10 protein-coding genes and 1 pseudogene are annotated in these 15857 nt (G+C 59.3%); 6 read left to right on the forward strand and 5 right to left on the reverse strand.

The window, feature by feature from the left end:
* The first annotated feature begins 221 nt into the window (after positions 1 to 221).
* Positions 222 to 1655: a serine-type D-Ala-D-Ala carboxypeptidase gene (gene dacB / locus F3I44_RS12180; protein ID WP_150011807.1), complete on the forward strand. Its 1434-nt coding sequence runs from the start codon at positions 222 to 224 to the stop codon at positions 1653 to 1655.
* 62 nt (positions 1656 to 1717) lie between these two features.
* On the opposite strand, the gene F3I44_RS12185 is transcribed toward dacB, so the two are convergent.
* The gene (locus tag F3I44_RS12185; protein WP_150011809.1) at positions 1718 to 3982 is read right to left on the reverse strand and encodes a TonB-dependent siderophore receptor; all 2265 of its coding nucleotides are present in this window, start codon (positions 3980 to 3982) and stop codon (positions 1718 to 1720) included.
* Positions 3983 to 4233: 251 nt separating this feature from the next.
* Here F3I44_RS12185 and fes point away from each other — a divergent pair, with 251 nt between their 5' ends.
* The 3 genes from fes (at position 4234) to F3I44_RS12200 (ending at position 9685) form a co-directional block, all read left to right on the forward strand.
* On the forward strand, positions 4234 to 5445 hold the full coding sequence (fes, locus tag F3I44_RS12190) for an enterochelin esterase (RefSeq protein WP_150011811.1): 1212 nt from the start codon (positions 4234 to 4236) through the stop codon (positions 5443 to 5445).
* A 96-nt stretch (positions 5446 to 5541) separates the two neighbouring features.
* Positions 5542 to 5763 carry an MbtH family protein gene (locus F3I44_RS12195; RefSeq protein WP_150011813.1) on the forward strand — a complete coding sequence of 74 codons (222 nt, stop codon included), beginning with the start codon at positions 5542 to 5544 and terminating at the stop codon, positions 5761 to 5763.
* Positions 5756 to 9685 carry an enterobactin synthase subunit F gene (locus tag F3I44_RS12200; protein WP_150019430.1) on the forward strand — a complete coding sequence of 1310 codons (3930 nt, stop codon included), beginning with the start codon at positions 5756 to 5758 and terminating at the stop codon, positions 9683 to 9685. Before F3I44_RS12195 ends, F3I44_RS12200 begins: the two co-directional genes overlap by 8 nt.
* A gap of 41 nt (positions 9686 to 9726) precedes the next feature.
* On the opposite strand, the gene F3I44_RS12205 is transcribed toward F3I44_RS12200, so the two are convergent.
* Genes F3I44_RS12205 through fepD form a run of 3 tightly spaced genes read right to left on the reverse strand, consistent with a single transcriptional unit; the run spans position 9727 to position 12481 of the window.
* Entirely contained in the window at positions 9727 to 10518 is a 792-nt protein-coding gene (locus F3I44_RS12205) for an ATP-binding cassette domain-containing protein (protein WP_150011817.1), read from the reverse strand.
* A complete protein-coding gene (gene fepG / locus F3I44_RS12210; RefSeq protein ID WP_150011819.1) occupies positions 10515 to 11495 on the reverse strand; it encodes an iron-enterobactin ABC transporter permease in 981 nt (326 codons plus the stop codon). The genes F3I44_RS12205 and fepG overlap by 4 nt, the downstream gene beginning before the upstream one ends.
* Complete coding sequence (fepD, locus tag F3I44_RS12215) at positions 11492 to 12481, reverse strand: Fe(3+)-siderophore ABC transporter permease (protein WP_150011821.1); 990 nt, start codon at positions 12479 to 12481, stop codon at positions 11492 to 11494. Before fepD ends, fepG begins: the two co-directional genes overlap by 4 nt.
* 148 nt (positions 12482 to 12629) lie before the next feature.
* Between fepD and F3I44_RS12220 the strand changes: the two are divergent.
* Positions 12630 to 13524 (forward strand): annotated as a pseudogene (locus F3I44_RS12220) (MFS transporter).
* Here F3I44_RS12220 and fepB read toward each other — a convergent pair.
* On the reverse strand, positions 13519 to 14487 hold the full coding sequence (gene fepB, locus F3I44_RS12225; RefSeq protein ID WP_150011823.1) for a Fe2+-enterobactin ABC transporter substrate-binding protein: 969 nt from the start codon (positions 14485 to 14487) through the stop codon (positions 13519 to 13521). The pseudogene F3I44_RS12220 and the gene fepB sit on opposite strands and share 6 nt — an antisense overlap.
* A gap of 176 nt (positions 14488 to 14663) precedes the next feature.
* Here fepB and F3I44_RS12230 point away from each other — a divergent pair, with 176 nt between their 5' ends.
* Positions 14664 to 15842 carry an isochorismate synthase gene (locus F3I44_RS12230; protein WP_150011825.1) on the forward strand — a complete coding sequence of 393 codons (1179 nt, stop codon included), beginning with the start codon at positions 14664 to 14666 and terminating at the stop codon, positions 15840 to 15842.
* Positions 15843 to 15857: the final 15 nt, after the last annotated feature.

Consider the following 15857-nt stretch of genomic DNA (forward strand, 5'->3'; position numbering starts at 1 on the left):
AACGATGTCATCCTGACCGGTGACCGCAGAAAAAGCGCTCTGCGGCGCATTAGCCCGTTTTTGCAAATAAAAGAATCCTGACCCGGAGATGCTTCCAGGCCAGAAAAGAGTTTTGCAATTTGATACGTATTTTACCCCAGAGTTCCCTGCGGGTCATCGTTTACTTTGCACCGCCCAGCGACGTAGTATTGACGCCCTCACCTGCCAGTTACCGCGAGATTATGCGATTTTCACGACTTGTTACCGGATTAAGCTGCGCATTTATGCTGCAGGCACACGCAGCGCCAGTTGATGAATACATGCAGTACCTGCCAGATGGTGCCAATCTGGCGCTGATGGTTCAGAAAGTGGGTGCATCAACACCGATCATTGATTACCACGGCAAACAGATGGCCCTGCCCGCCAGTACCATGAAAGTGGTAACAGCGCTGGCGGCGTTACTGGAACTGGGTGGCGACTTTCGTTTTCAGACCACTTTTGAGACCCGGGGTGCCATTATAGATGGCACCCTGAACGGCGATTTAGTCGCCCGTTTCGGCGGTGATCCGACGTTAAGCCGTCAGGATCTGCGCAACATGGTCGCGGCAATAAAGAAGCAGGGCATTAACCATATCAAAGGTAATCTGGTTATCGACACCTCGGTTTTTGCCAGCCATGACATGGCACCAGGCTGGCCGTGGAATGATATGACCCAGTGCTTCAGCGCCCCGCCGGGTGCCGCGATCGTGGATAAAAACTGCTTCTCGGTGTCGCTCTACAGCGCTAATACGCCGGGTGAAAATGCGTTTGTGCGCATCGCCTCCTATTATCCGGCGCATATGTACAGCCAGGTCCGCACCCTCGGCCGTAACAGCGGTGAAGGTCAATATTGTGAACTGGATGTGGTTCCGGGGGAGCTGAACCGCTACACCCTGACAGGCTGTATGCGCCAGCGTGCCGAACCTCTGCCGCTGGCCTTTGCTGTGCAGGATGGCGCGGCCTGGGCGGGTGAAATCCTTAAGGCAGAGCTGCGGTCGTCAGAGATTGACTACAGTGGCCATCTGGTGCGCCAGACGCAGGTCACGGAGCCAGGTACCGTACTGGCATCGACCCAGTCTGCGCCGCTGCACACGCTGCTGCACACCATGCTGAAGAAGTCAGACAACATGATAGCCGACACGGTCTTCCGCACCATTGGTCATCACTACTTCAACGTGCCCGGCACATTCCGCGCCGGACAGGATGCTGTCCGCCGTATCCTGAAAGCCAAAGCCAATGTCGATATGGGTAATAGCATTCAGGTCGATGGTTCCGGCCTGTCACGACATGACCTCATTTCGCCACAAACCATGATGCAGGTGTTGCAGTTCATTGCGAAGAATGACGACACGCTGGATTATATTTCGATGCTGCCGCTGGCGGGTTATGACGGCACGCTGCAGTATCGCGGCGGGCTGCATGAAGCGGGACTGGATGGCAAGGTCTCGGCGAAAACCGGTTCCCTGCAGGGGGTCTATAACCTGGCGGGCTTTATCACCACCTCCAGCGGTGCGCGGGTTGCTTTTGTGCAGTTCCTCTCCGGCTATGCGGTTCCGCCGGAGGATCAGCGTACCCGCCGTATTCCGCTGGTGCGTTTTGAGAGCCGACTCTACCGCGATATCAACCAGAACAACTGATAAAGCAGAGATAAAAACGCAGCAGGCGATCAACCTGCTGCGTTTTTTTATGGCTGAACCGATCAGAAGCGGGTGTTCACGCTCATATAAAATGTGCGGCCCGATTCATTAAAGGTATTGGCTCCCGCGCCGTAAAGATAAGCGCCGGTGGTGGCATTGCCGGTAGTCTGCGCATTGCCCTGACGGAAATGACGCTTGTCGAAGAGGTTGTCGATACCGACCGTAACGCTGGCATACTGATTAACATCATAGGTGCCGCTCATCCCCATCACCGAATAGGGACTGACCTGATCGGTCGCGCTGCCGGTGACGGCGTTACCCTTATAGTCATACTTCTTCGGCACCTGTTTACCGTACCAGGTCAGGGTTGTCTGGAGTGAGAGATCCGGCATCGCCTGCCAGCTCAGCGTAGAATTGAGCGTATACGCCGGAATAATCGACAGGCGATCGCCGGTCTCTTTATTTTTGCTTTGCAGCATATACGTGAAGTTGTTGTTCCACGTTACGCTATCAGAGAACGGGACATTAACCGTACCTTCAAGCCCCTCAACCACCGCTTTTGGCACATTTTCCCATTTGTAGATATCGGTTTTGCCGTTAGACGCCGTGCCGGTGGGGGCCGTGCCTGCCTCTATTTTGTTCCGATAGTCGTTGCGGAACCAGGTCAGGCCCGCCTGATAGCCGTCGCGCTTCCATTCCAGTCCAATCTCTTTGTTGATGCTGTTTTCCGCTTTCAGGTCATCATTACCCATCAGATAACAGGCACCGGCACTGGCCGCGCAGCCCTGACCATTGCTGTAAAGCAGATAGTTCGGGTTAGTCTGGTAGAGGCTCGGCGCTTTATAAGCGCGCGCAATGCCCATTTTCAGGGTGAACTCATCGCCTAATCCCTGTGAGAGGTTGAGCGACGGGCTCCAGTTATCGCCGACAATCGAATGGTGATCGAAGCGCAGGCCAGGCGTCAGCATGGTACTGTCGGTCAGCTCAATATTGTCTTCCGCAAACAGTGAGAAGATTTCCGCCTGCGAATAGGGAGAGCGTCCGGTGGTGGCAATACCAGGAATCGAACCGTAGCTGGCGGCCTGCGTCGTCGAGGAAGGATCCTTCATCCGCTGCTGATTCCATTCCGTGCCAAAGGTTGCGGTCTGATTCACCAGCCACTCAAACGGCACGCTGATCTCGCTGTGCAGCAACACATCGTCCAGCTGGATGGTATTGAAGTTGCTGTTGGAAAATATACCTTCAGTGCCGCCCGCCAGCCCTTCATTCAGACGCGAGTTGCGGGTGTTTTCATACTGCGCATAGGTAGTGGTGCTGATGCCATTATCCCAGGCACCGGTCCACTTAACAGAAAAGTTCTGCCGATAAAGCCGGTTGGTTTCGTCACCATATTTGCTTTTCACAAGCGCGTTGGTATTAGTGTTCTGGGTGTCGCCAGCATAGAGGTTGCCCTGACGGCTGTAACCGGCCCCCACTTCGAGCGCCTGCATCGGTGCAAACGCCCAGCGCAGCAGGCCATGAATATCTTTATTGACTGAACCTTCGCGGCCCGCCGGGTAGGATCCCGCGTAACTGCCGGTGCGGTCTGCGGCGTGACCTTCATTGATGTCGTAAGCATCGGCCTGCGTTTTTGCCAGACCGCCATAGAGCCGGAAACTGACATCATCGCCCAGCGGTCCTTCAAGACTGAAGTTGGTACGCCGCGTTGCGCCCTCATCCTTGTGTTGCGGCACGTTATAATAGGCGCTCCACGAGCCGTGCCACTGATTATCCATCTCTTTTTTGGTGATGATATTGACCACACCACCCGCCGCGCCATTGCCGTAGCGGGCCGCTGCCGGACCGCGGATGACGTCAATCCGGTCAATGATCTCTGGCGGTACCCAGTTAGTGTCGCCGCGTGTGTCACGCTCGCCACGCCAGCCCAGCCGCACCGCATTGCGGCTGGTCACCGGCAGGCCATCGATCAGGATCAGGGTATTTTCCGGCCCCATACCACGGATATCGATCTGACGGTTGTTACCGCGCTGGCCGCTGGTGGAGTTACCGGTCAGGTTGACACCGGGCATGGTGCGGATGATTTCGGCGACGTCGCGCGCAGGGGGATGTTTTTTGATTTCGTCGGCGGTAATGGTCGACACGCCAGGGGCCTGCAGCGTCTGCTCAGCGGCGGTGACCATCATGGTACCGTCGTGGATCGTATCTGACGTGTTGCTGATTGCCGGGTCGCTGTGGGCTTCGGCAGCCACTGCGCCAGCAGAAATGAGAGAGGCCGCGAAACCCAGTTCAATCATAATGGCTAACGAAAGCCGGGATAACTTTTTCATTTTTCTGTTCCTGGAGTGCCAGCGAGCGTGCCACTGCCGGCGAACCGGTAAAAAGGTCATAACCTTGCCTGCAACGCATTACCCCCTCCCGCTACACCTGCTTCAGAACCGCGTTACGTCCGTCTGAAATCCAATGCGGCAGAGAAAATGCGCGCGCTCCCTGTTGAGCGGAAACACACTATTGCAAATGCAAATAATTATCAATACTATTATCTGTAACATGCATGACCCCAGGCAAGTGTGATTGAATCATGGCGCGAATGGCGTGGTTAAACGAAGAGACCGGCAGCGAACGCTGGTGGCAGCAGCGGCAGCAGCAGGGCATTCCCCTGATTGAACCCGGCGAAAAGGGCACCTGTCAGGTCACTTTTTTCTGGCGTGACCCCCAGGGTGACCCGCTGCACTCTGATACCCGGCGCGTCTGGATCAACATTACCGGCGTAACCGATCATCATCACACAGCCTCACCGTCCTCCTTAACACCTGTTCCTGATACCGATGTCTGGTGGTGGCAAACCACCCTGCCTGCTGACTGGCGCGGCAGCTACTGCCTGATCCCTGACAACCAGACAGAGACGTTTGCCGGGCAGGCTGATATGCAGGCGCTGCGCCAGTGGTGGGGTCAGAAATTCCGGCAGGCACAAAGCGATCCGCTCAATCCGCTGCGAAGCTGGTCGGCCGGGCGCGGCATGAGCGTCTCGCCGCTGCATCTGCCGCACGCGCCTGAGCAGCAGGTATGGCGTGCAGTTGATGAAGGTCACGCCACCCCTATTCCGCTGCAGCAATATCTCTGGCGCAGCCAGCGACTGGGCAATCAGCGTCAGGTCTGGCTTTGTGTCACCGGTGAGGCAGATGCTGCCGATCGTCCGCTGGCACTACTGCTGGATGGTCAGTTCTGGACACTCAGCATGCCCGTTGCCGGTCCGCTTGAGCAACTCACTGAGGCAGGCGAACTGCCTCCTGCGGTCTATGTCATGATCGACATTATTGACCGCGAACACCGCACGCGTGAGCTGACCTGTAATCCCGATTTCTGGCTGGCGATTCAGCATGAGCTGTTACCACAAATTCAGCAGTGGGCACCGTTTCGGGCCAACAGCACGCTGGTGGCCGGACAGAGTTTTGGCGGCCTTTCGGCCGCTTACGCTACCCTGACCTGGCCTGAAACCTTTGCGGGTGCCATCAGTCTTTCCGGTTCGTTCTGGTGGCCCGCGCGCGACGACCCGAATGGCTGGCTGCCGCAGCAGTTACAGCAGGGTTTGCTGCAGGCACCCTCCCGGCGCTTTTATCTGGAGGCGGGACGGCGCGAACGGCTGATTCTGGCGGCAAACGAGCTGTTTCAGCGCGATCTCACCGCGGCAGGACATCAGGTCAGCTATCACCCGGTTGAAGGGGGTCACGATGCGCTATGCTGGCGCGGCGGGCTGCTGGCAGGCCTTAAAGCTCTATGGCAATCGCCATAACCTACTGATATCCCGCCGCCTGTGCGCCATTAAAAGAAAAAGGATACGCAGCAGAGCGCCGCTAACGCGCCCGGCGACTTCGGACAGGAGACTAACATGCAACAACTCAATCCTTTCGACGATCCACAGCAGGATTGTCAGGTGCTGAAAAACGATCAGCAGCAGTACAGCTTATGGCCCGCCTTTTGTACGGTTCCGCCAGGGTGGCAGCCTGTTTATGGGCCCGAACCACAGGCCCGTTGCCTGAGCTGGCTGAATGAAAACTGGCACGATATCCGTCCGGTCATGACGCAGGACAGCGGGAGCCGCAATGTCTGAGACCACTCTGAACCCGCTGACAGAACAAAAAACGTTGCCGCTGGTGGCCGCGCAGCCCGGCATCTGGATCGCTGAGCAGTTATCCCCCTATTCCAATGCCTACGCCGTGGCGCATTTCGTTGAACTGCGTGGTGCGCTGAACAGCGCGCTGCTGTCTCGCGCCATCGTTGCCGGCATGCAGGAAGCGGACACGCTGAATATGGCCTTTGGCGAGCAGGAGGGTGAACCGCTGCAGTGGCTTACCCCCCAGCATTTTCGCGCGCCTGAAATGATCGATCTGCGCGATGCCGCCGATCCGGAGGCCGCCGCACGGGCGCTGATGCAGCAGGATATGTCTGGCGATCTGCGGGTGCTGAGCGGTGCGCCGCTCTATCATCACAGCCTGCTTCGGCTGGGCGAGGATCACTGGTACTGGTATCAGCGCTACCATCATCTGGTGATCGATGGTTTCAGCTTCACCGCCCTGACCCGCCGTATCGCCCATCTCTACAGCGCCTGGCAGCACGGCGACACGCCGGAGCCGAGCCCCTTTGTCCCGTTCAGCGAGGTCGTCGACGAGTATCAGCGCTATCACAACTCTTCAGCCTGGCAGCGCGATCGCCAGTTCTGGCTGGAAAAAGGTGCGCAGTTGCCTGCGCCCGCCTCGCTGTCTGCGCTGCCGCTGGCAGGTCAGAGCGCCAGCACCGATCTGCTACGACACACATTTGCCCTGGAGCGACACACCTTTCAGGCGTTGCTGGCGCATACCCAGCAGCAGAATCTCAGCGCGGCGGACACCGCCTTTGCGCTGGTGGCGCTGTGGCTGGCGCGCCTCACCGGTCAGAACGACTTTGCCGCTGGTTTCATCTTTATGCGCCGCATCGGCTCGGCCGCGCTCTGCGCCACCGGTCCGGTGATCAACGTATTGCCTGTGGCCATCCATTACGATCCGGCACAGCCGCTGGCGGCACTGGCCGCGCAGCTGGCGGGCGAGGTCAGAAAAATGCGCCGTCATCAGCGTTACGACGCTGAACAGGTGCAGCGCGATCTGGGGCGATTGGGTGACAGCGCTCCGCTCTATGGGCCGGTGATTAACCTGAAGATGTTCGACTATCAGCTCGATTTCGCCGGCATTGAAGGCATCACTCATCAGCTGGCGTCAGGCCCGGTCCGCGATCTGGAGATTGCTATCTATCTCAGCGAACAGGGCGACCTGACGCTGGAACTACTGGCCAATGCAGAGCGCTACAGCGAAACCGTGCTGAAGCAACATGCCAGCCGCTTTGGTCTGCTGCTTCAGCAGCTTGCCGTCCGGCCAGCGTGCGCCTGTGGCGAGCTGGATATGCTGATGCCGGAAGAACATCAGCAGCTGGCAGCGGTCAATCAGACTGCCGTGATGCTGCCTGCAGAGACGCTAAGCAGCCTGCTGCTGCTGCAGGCGCAGCGTACGCCGCGCGCCATGGCGCTGACGGATGAGGCGCATGAGCTTACTTATCAGCAGATGCAGCAGCAGGTCGCCGCGCTGGGACAACAGCTGATTGCGCAGGGTGTGACGCGGGGTGACATCGTCGCCGTGGCGCTGCCGCGCTCAGTCTTTTTATCGCTGGCGCTACAGGCGATTGTCAGCGTGGGTGCAACCTGGCTGCCGCTTGATACCGGCTACCCGGATGATCGGCTGAAGATGATGCTGGAAGATGCCGCGCCGAAAATGCTGATCACCTGCCGCGAACTGGCAGACAGGCTGGCGGCTCTCTCACCGGTCGCGCCGCTGTTTTATGAGGCTCTATTATCCCCCATTGATAGCGTGCGGACACAGGACCCCCGTCCGCATGATGGTGCCTACATCATCTATACCTCCGGCTCGACCGGTCGGCCAAAAGGCGTGCTGGTCAGTCATGAGGCGATCGTCAACCGGCTGCTGTGGATGCAGGATCGTTATCCGCTCGGCGGTGATGATGTGGTGCTGCAGAAAACGCCGAGCAGCTTTGATGTCTCGGTGTGGGAGTTCTTCTGGCCATTGATCGCTGGCGCACAGCTGGTGATGGCACCGCCTGATGCCCACCGCGACCCGGAAGCGCTGCAGCAGCTGTTTGCCCGCTACCGCGTGACCACCACCCATTTTGTTCCCTCGATGCTGGCGGCTTTTGTTGCCTCGCTGCACGATGACAACGCGATAGCAAGGTGCACCACCCTGCGCCAGGTGTTCTGCAGCGGCGAAGCGCTGCCCACTGAGCTGTCCCGCCAGTGGCAGACGCTGACCCGGGTACCCTTGCATAACCTGTATGGCCCGACCGAAGCGGCAGTGGATGTCAGCTTCTGCCCGGCTTTCGGACCCGCGCTGGCGGCCGTCGACGGTGCCAGCGTGCCGATTGGCTTCCCGGTCTGGAACACCGGCTTACGGATTCTGGATGCGCGCCTGCAGCCGGTGCCGCCTGGGGTGGCGGGTGATCTCTGGCTGACCGGCGTGCAGCTGGCACAGGGTTATCTGGATCGTCCTGACCTCACGGCCAGCCGGTTTGTGGCCGATCCGTGGGGTAACGGCTCCCGCATGTACCGCACCGGCGATGTGGCGCGCTGGCTGCCGGATGGTGCAGTGGAGTATCTGGGCCGCAGCGACGATCAGCTTAAAATCCGCGGACAACGTATCGAGCTGAATGAGATCGATCATGCCATGGCTGCGCTGCCTGGCATTGTGCAGGCCGTGACGCATGCGGTGGTACTGGGCAGCAGTAGTGACCAGCAGGGTGATGCCCGCCAGCTGGTCGGCTATGTGGTCGCAGATGGCCCGATTGATGCCGACGTCATGCGCCAGACCCTGGCGATACAGTTGCCCGCGCATATGGTACCAGTGGCGATTGTTCAGCTGGCGGCACTACCGCTCAGCAGCAACGGCAAGCTGGATCGTAAAGCGCTGCCGCTGCCACAAACCCGGCCTGCGGCTGCCGGGCGTGCGCCGCACCCTGGTCTGGAAACCACGCTGGCGCAGGCGTTCGCCACGCTGCTGGAACGTGAGTCCGTCAGCGCACAGGATGATTTTTTTGTGCTGGGTGGCCATTCGCTGCTGGCGATGCGGCTGGCGGCGCAGCTGCGACGGACGTTGAATCAGTCGGTGTCGGTGGGTCAGATTATGGTAGCCGCCACGGTAGAAAAGCTGGCCGTCCTGCTTAGCAGCGAATCCGCGGAGACTGCCCGCGCCGGATTTGAAGCGGTCTTGCCACTGCGGCGCACTACCGGCCCGACGCTGTTCTGCTTCCATCCCGCCTCAGGTTTTGCCTGGCAGTTCAGCGTGTTGCAGCGCTATCTGGATGCGCGCTGGTCGCTGCTCGGCATTCAGTCACCTGACATCACCAGCCCGCTGAATCAGGCGCAGCACCTTGATGCGGTGTGTGACGCACATCTGGCGACGGTGCGCCAGCAGCAGCCAGAGGGGCCCTACTATTTCCTGGGCTATTCGCTGGGCGGCACGCTGGCACAGGGTATCGCCGCGCGGCTGGAGGCCGAAGGTGAAACGGTCGCCTTCCTCGGGCTGCTGGATACCTGGCCGCCAGAGACGCAGAACTGGGATGAACGGCGCGGTGAACACGTGCTGGACCCGGCGGTGCTGGCAGAGGTCAATCGTGAGCGCGAGCAATTTATTGCGGCACAGCGCGAGCAGGCCGGTGAAGGGATGGCGGCGCTGTTTGCCACCATTGAAGCCAACTACGCCAGTTCGGTGCGCCTGCTGGCCACGGCGCGCAGTGCTCGCTTTGGTGGACACGCCACGCTGTTCCTGGCGCAACAGACCCAGCAGCCCGGTCAGGATGCACGCCGCGCCTGGGCACCCTGGGTTGGCGGACTGACTATCTGGCCGCTGGACTGTGCGCACGTCGAAATCATCTCACCGCGCATGTTCAGGCAGATCGGCCCACGACTGCAGCAGTGTCTGGCGGCGCTGATTCCCTGAGCCGTCCTGACCTGCGCTTTTTTCGCCGGAGAGGGCGCGGGTCAGCCTCTGCCCAGCGGTACAATCATCGGCGTACCGGCCACCGGATCGCTGATGATAATGCAGCGCAGGCCATAGATCGTTTCTATCAGTTCCGGCGTTACAATCTCCGCCGGTTTCCCTTCGGCAACGATTTTCCCGTCGCGCATCGCTATCAGGTGGCTGGCGTAGCGGCACGCCTGATTAAGATCGTGCAGCACCACCACCAGCGTTCGTCCATGCTGCTGATTGAGATCCTGCATTAATTCCAGCAGTTCAATCTGATGGGCAATATCCAGCCAGGTGGTCGGTTCATCCAGCAGCAATAGCGGTGTCTGCTGAGCCAGCACCATCGCAATCCACACCCGCTGCCGCTGACCGCCAGAGAGCGTATCAACCTGCTGCTGCGCTAAATCGGCCACGCCAGTGGCCTGCATGGCCTGCTGCACCGCCGCCTCATCTTCCTGTCGCCAGCGCCCAAACAACGACTGGTGCGGATAACGCCCGCGCGACACCAGTTCGCTGACGCTGATACCTGCAGGCGCGTTCGAGCTTTGCGGCAGCAGCCCTAGCCGGCGTGCCACCTCTTTGGTCGCGTAGTGAGCAATGGTATTGCCATCCAGCAGCACCTCACCCTGCAGCGGCGAGACCAGGCGGCTTAAGGTACGCAGCAGCGTTGATTTTCCGCAGGCGTTGGGACCGATGATCACGGTCAGTTCACCGTCAGGGATCGCCACAGAGAGATTCTCCGCCACGATTTTTTTGTCATAGCCCAGCGTCAGCGCGTCGCCCTGCAATCGTGTTGTCACTTTCATTGGCGTCGTGCCTCCCGCACCAGTAGCGCAATCAGATAGAGTCCGCCCAGGCTGACCGTGATCACGCCAACCGGCAGCTGATAAGGCAGGAAAAAGTGCTGCGCGGCGTAATCCGCGGCGATTAACAGCAGCGCGCCACACAACGCAGCCAGCGGCAGCGCGCCTTTGGTGCCACCACTGAGACGTCGCGCAATCTGCGGTGCCAGCAGCGCAATAAAGGAGATCGGACCGACCAGCGCCGTCGAGGCGGCGGTGAGGATAACGCCCGTCAGCATCAGCATGACGCGGCTGCGCTCAACCGGAACGCCCAGCGCGCAGGCCGTGTCATCACCCATCTCCAGCAGTCGCATGCGGCGGGCCAGCATGCCTGTTGCCAGCAGCGCCAGCAGCAGCACGGCGATCACCGGCGTGGTTTTCGCCCAGGTAATGCCGTTAAGTGAACCGGCGCTCCAGAGCCCGGCGCTCAGTGCCGCCTCCAGTGAAGCACTGATAATCAGCCAGCTGTTCAGCGCCATCAGCAGCGCCCGCACGCTGATGCCCACAATAATCAGCCGAAAGGTCTCCACGCCGTTGCGCCAGCTGAACAGCCAGACCACACCCGCCGTGAGCAGCCCGCCTGCCAGTGCCGCCAGCGTCATCCCTTCCATGTTTTGCTGGAACAGCACCAGCGCCACCAGCACGCCGCTGTAAGCGCCGGTGTTAAAACCCAGAATATCGGGACTGCCCAGCGGGTTCCGCAGCAGCGACTGAAAAATCGCCCCACTGACGCCCAGCGCTGCACCAATCAGCAGGGCCATCATGACGCGCGGCAGACGCCACTCCAGCACAATGAGCTGAACATTGCGCGCCGCCTCGCCGTTGAAAAGTGCCCATAACTGGCTGGCGGAGATCGGTAAGGTGCCGCGCGTGACGCCCAGAAAAGCCAGTACCCCGCAGGCCATCAACAGCAGTAACGCATTGATCATCATCCGTGTCATATTTGCCCTCTTCCCAGCTTTCGGCGCACCAGCACAATCAGCATCGGCGCACCGAGAATGGCCGTAACAATTGACACGCGCAGTTCACCCGGCACCAGCAGCCGTCCCAGAATATCGGCGGCCAGCAGCAGACAGGGCGTGATTACAAGGGTTCCCGGCAGCATCCAGCGATGATCGTTGCCCAACAGCCAGCGGGCCAGATGCGGTGTCATTAACCCAACAAAGGCGATGGGTCCGACTGCCGCCGTCGCCGCACCGCTCAGCAGTGCAATCGCCAGCAATCCCACCAGTTGAGTACGCATCACACGGGTGCCCAGCGCGGTTGCCATATCCCCGCCCATACTCAGGCTGTTGAGCGAAGGTGCCAGCAGTAGCGCCAGCAGGCTTCCGGCAACGACCGCCGGAAAGACAGTGTGCAGAATGGCGAAATTGCGGATATCCAGCGAACCGCTGTGCCAGAAACGCAGATGATCGTAAATATCGGGATTAAGCAGCGACAGTCCAGACGTTAAACCCTCCAGCACCGCACCCAGCGCCACGCCTGCCAGCGTCAGACGCAGCGGATTAACGCGCCCGCCGCCGATCGCCCCCGTCAGGGCCACCAGCAGCGACGCCAGCAGTGCGCCCGTAAAAGCAAAACCCAGCCATTCTGCAGGTGAATCTGCGCCAGAGAGGGCGATGCCGAGCACCACCGCAAAACCCGCTCCGGCATTAACACCAAGAATGCCTGGGTCGGCCAGTGGATTGCGCGTCAGGCTCTGCATCAGTGCGCCTGCCAGACCTAAACTGATCCCGGACAGCAATCCCGCCAGGGTTCGCGGCAGCCGGGCATCGCGCACGATCACACAATCGACGCGGCTACAGTCGGAAAGTAAAGCATGTAAAACATCATGAAAGGGGATAGATCTGGCACCGAGCATCAGGCTGAGCGCGATAAGCAACAATAGCACTATCCCTGAACCGGCTATTGCATGGAGTGGACGCATAACATTTAAACCTTCACGGATTCAACATAGCTCGCAATTGCGAGTCTTTATGATAATGATACTTGTTATCGTTATTGGCTGTTTTTTTGTATGTTACCATGACTCTCAGAGTCAATAATGAAGAAAATGGGTGGATAAAAGCGACGCTATGAACAAACCATCCCACTTTATCGAGCTTACTCTGCTGAAACCCATCCCGCCTTTCGCGCCCTGTTTATCGTCCGCTTTATCTCGATTAGCGCTCCCGGCATGCTGGCGCTGACGGTCCCGGTTCAGATTCAGCAACTGACGCAATCGCCGCTACTGGCAGGACTGGCGTTGACGCTGGCCGAAGCCGGTATGTTTATCGGCCTGCTGACCGGCTGCGTGCTGGCCGATCGCCTTAAGCGCCGTCGCCTGATCCTGTTTGCCCGATCCACCTCTGGTCTGGGCTTTGCCGCGTTGTGCATTAATGCCCTGCTCCCTTAACCGTCGGTCATCGCCGTCTTCGTGCCAGGACTCTGGAATGGCTTTTTCGGCGCGACAGGCGTCACGGCGCTGGTCGGGCGTGAGATTCTGATGAAGGCGGATGCCATCAGCGCTGGGGCTGATGTACGGTGCCGTGCCGCTGGGTGCTGCGACGGGTGCGCTGACAAGCGGACGGCTGGCGCAGTCGCCACAGCCGGGCGGTCTGAGTCAGGCCAGAGCCATCGCGACCTTCGTCGCACTGGCTCTGTTCAGCCTGATGCCGTGGTTCAGCCTGAGTCTGATCTGCCTCATGGCCTTTGGTCAGTGCCATCAGCAGCCTGGTGCAGTATGCGATGATTCAGACGCTGACGCCCGATGCACTGCCTGGCAGGATCAACAGCCTCTGGACAGCGCAGAATGTCACCGGCGATGCGACAGGTGCAGCAATCATTGGCGCGATGGGTTCACTGCTGTTGCCGCAGCAGGCAGCCGCCCTCTCTGCTCTGGCAGCCACCGTGCTGGGTATCGTCATGTGGCTGCTCATGGCCCGCCTGCGACGCTATCAACTGCCTGCCCCCGCCGAGGCCACATCATGATTTCACGAACAGCGCTTCCAGCCGTGACAGCAAATTACTGGCGCTGTAGTAGTCGAGACGAAAGCTATCCAGCCCCAGCGCATAGACCGCTTTAGCGCGCACCGCCGGGGTTTGCGCCAGGAAAGGGTTACTCATCACCTGCGCAGCAGTGTTATCTTCGGCGGCAAACAGCAGATAAGTCCGTCCATTCAGGCCTGCCGCCAGATTTTCACCTGACAGCTGAAGAATATCTTTACGCTGTCCCATGCTGTGACCGGACGGAAGCGTCGCTGGTGGCGTTGCCAACGTGAAGCCCAGCTCCTGCAGTAACTTCCCCTGTGCCGATGCCTCTGTCCAAAGATTCACTGCCCGACCATCCCCGTTCCACACCATCGCAGAAACCGGTTGCGGAGGCAGGGTCAGCTTTACTTTCAGCGCCTTTTCACGCGCGTCGGACTCGCTTATCCGGGCAGCAGCATCCGCCTCATGTCCGGTCGCCTCACCCAGCAGTGTCACCAGCTGCTGCCAGCTTTTATCGTCATAGTTGACGACCAGTACCGGCGCAATAGCTGAGAGCTGATCGGCCAGTTTGATCGCTGAATCATTACCGGTGGCGCTGACCACAATCAGGTCTGGCGCTTCTGCAGCAATCGCTTCAGCATTGGGTTCACCAATATAGAGCCGCTTTACGCCACGCTGTTTTGCCACACGACTCCACTGCCGGAAGAATCCCTGCTCATCAGCCAGCCGGCTGCCAGGTGCGGTTGCGCCACTGGCGACGACCGGTGCATCAATTGCCAGCAGCGATCCGGTCAGGGTAACACTGGTCGAGACAATGCGAGTCGGTGCCTGAGCCAGGGTGACCTGACCTTTTGCCCCGGCGATGGTTCGCGGCCAGCCGCTCTGTGCAACAGCGGTCACGCTGAACAGCGTGATACTCAGGAAAAACAGCACTAATGCCGACGTTACCCCCTGTTTAGTCATTTGTTTTCATCCTTTTACTCTCCGGTAATCCGGGCGACAACTTGTGCTGATTTGACCAACTAAACCTGCCGAATCACCGCGTATTTATTGACACCTTTGGCTAATCGACGTAGGTTACTGCAACATAATACAAATGATAATCATTATTAGTTATCTTATCATTTATAGGTGCAATTATGGTGGAATCGCTGGCATTTGAACATCCCCTGCTGCAGGATTTTCCGGCACTCTGTCGTGGCTTCCTGTTTACCTCTCCCTGGCGAAGTCTGACGACTCAGGGCTGTTTTACGACACTCACTGCCCCGGTAAACCAGGGCGAGCAGCTGACCGGAGAGTTTCAGCAACAACTACAGCATCATTTTGCCTCGGCCAGAAAACAGGGCATAGCCCATCCCATTCTGGTGGGTGCGATCCCGTTCGATGTGGATCAGCCCGCAGCACTGTTTATCCCTGAGTCGTATCAGACCTTTCAGCGTGACGATCTGAAAGCCCGCGCCTCATCGGCTGAAAGCGATCTGCCAGAAGTTCGTCGCCGTACGGCGCTGCCGGATCACGACACCTTCACTGACATCGTTGCGCAGGCCGTGGCAGCCACGCAGCGCGGCGATCCGGATAAAGTGGTGCTGTCGCGGCTGATGGAAATTGTGGCGGAACAGCCGGTTGATACGGCCGCCCTGATGCAGCGCATCGTGGCGCAGAACCCTGACAGCTATCACTTTCATCTGCCGCTGCCCGATGGCGGCGCGCTGGTGGGTGCCAGCCCTGAACTGATGATCCGTAAGCAGGGCCGCCAGTTCAGCTCCTGTCCGCTGGCCGGTTCAGCGCCGCGCAACAGCGATCCACAGCGTGACCTGGCCTCAGGTGACAGCCTGATGCAGTCAGCCAAAGACCGGCATGAACATAAGCTGGTGACGGATGCGATGCGCATGACGCTGCAGCCACGCAGTCGCCTGCTGTCGGTCCCGGAAACCCCTTCTCTGCTGACCACCGCGACGCTGTGGCACCTCGCTACGCAGATTCGGGGCGAAGTACTGGACGATCGCGAAAATGCGCTGTCACTGGCCTGCCTGCTGCATCCGACACCAGCGCTCAGCGGCTTTCCGCATCAGCGTGCTCAGGCGCTGATTCAGCAACTTGAACCCTTTGAGCGTCAGCTGTTTGGTGGCATCGTCGGCTGGTGTGACGATCAGGGTGATGGCGAATGGGTCGTTACCATTCGCTGCGGCACGGTGAATGGTCCACGGATCCGACTGTTTGCTGGCGCGGGGATCGTGGCGGACTCACAACCTGAATCAGAGTGGCGCGAGACCGGCGTCAAACTCGACACCATGCTTCGCGCTTTTGGATTGCAATAATTGCGATAAAGGAAC

Origin of the sequence: Pantoea sp. F_5 (assembly GCF_008631595.1) — a bacterium.
GTDB lineage: Bacteria > Pseudomonadota > Gammaproteobacteria > Enterobacterales > Enterobacteriaceae > Pantoea > Pantoea gossypiicola.

Bases quoted from the DNA above. Each gene is read 5' to 3' on its own strand.
- dacB (WP_150011807.1), top strand. From the start codon at position 222: ATGCGATTTTCACGACTTGTTACCGGATTAAGCTGCGCATTTATGCTG.
- F3I44_RS12185 (WP_150011809.1), bottom strand. From the start codon at position 3,982: ATGAAAAAGTTATCCCGGCTTTCGTTAGCCATTATGATTGAACTGGGT.
- fes (WP_150011811.1), top strand. From the start codon at position 4,234: ATGGCGCGAATGGCGTGGTTAAACGAAGAGACCGGCAGCGAACGCTGG.
- F3I44_RS12195 (WP_150011813.1), top strand. From the start codon at position 5,542: ATGCAACAACTCAATCCTTTCGACGATCCACAGCAGGATTGTCAGGTG.
- F3I44_RS12200 (WP_150019430.1), top strand. From the start codon at position 5,756: ATGTCTGAGACCACTCTGAACCCGCTGACAGAACAAAAAACGTTGCCG.
- F3I44_RS12205 (WP_150011817.1), bottom strand. From the start codon at position 10,518: ATGAAAGTGACAACACGATTGCAGGGCGACGCGCTGACGCTGGGCTAT.
- fepG (WP_150011819.1), bottom strand. From the start codon at position 11,495: ATGACACGGATGATGATCAATGCGTTACTGCTGTTGATGGCCTGCGGG.
- fepD (WP_150011821.1), bottom strand. From the start codon at position 12,481: ATGCGTCCACTCCATGCAATAGCCGGTTCAGGGATAGTGCTATTGTTG.
- fepB (WP_150011823.1), bottom strand. From the start codon at position 14,487: ATGACTAAACAGGGGGTAACGTCGGCATTAGTGCTGTTTTTCCTGAGT.
- F3I44_RS12230 (WP_150011825.1), top strand. From the start codon at position 14,664: ATGGTGGAATCGCTGGCATTTGAACATCCCCTGCTGCAGGATTTTCCG.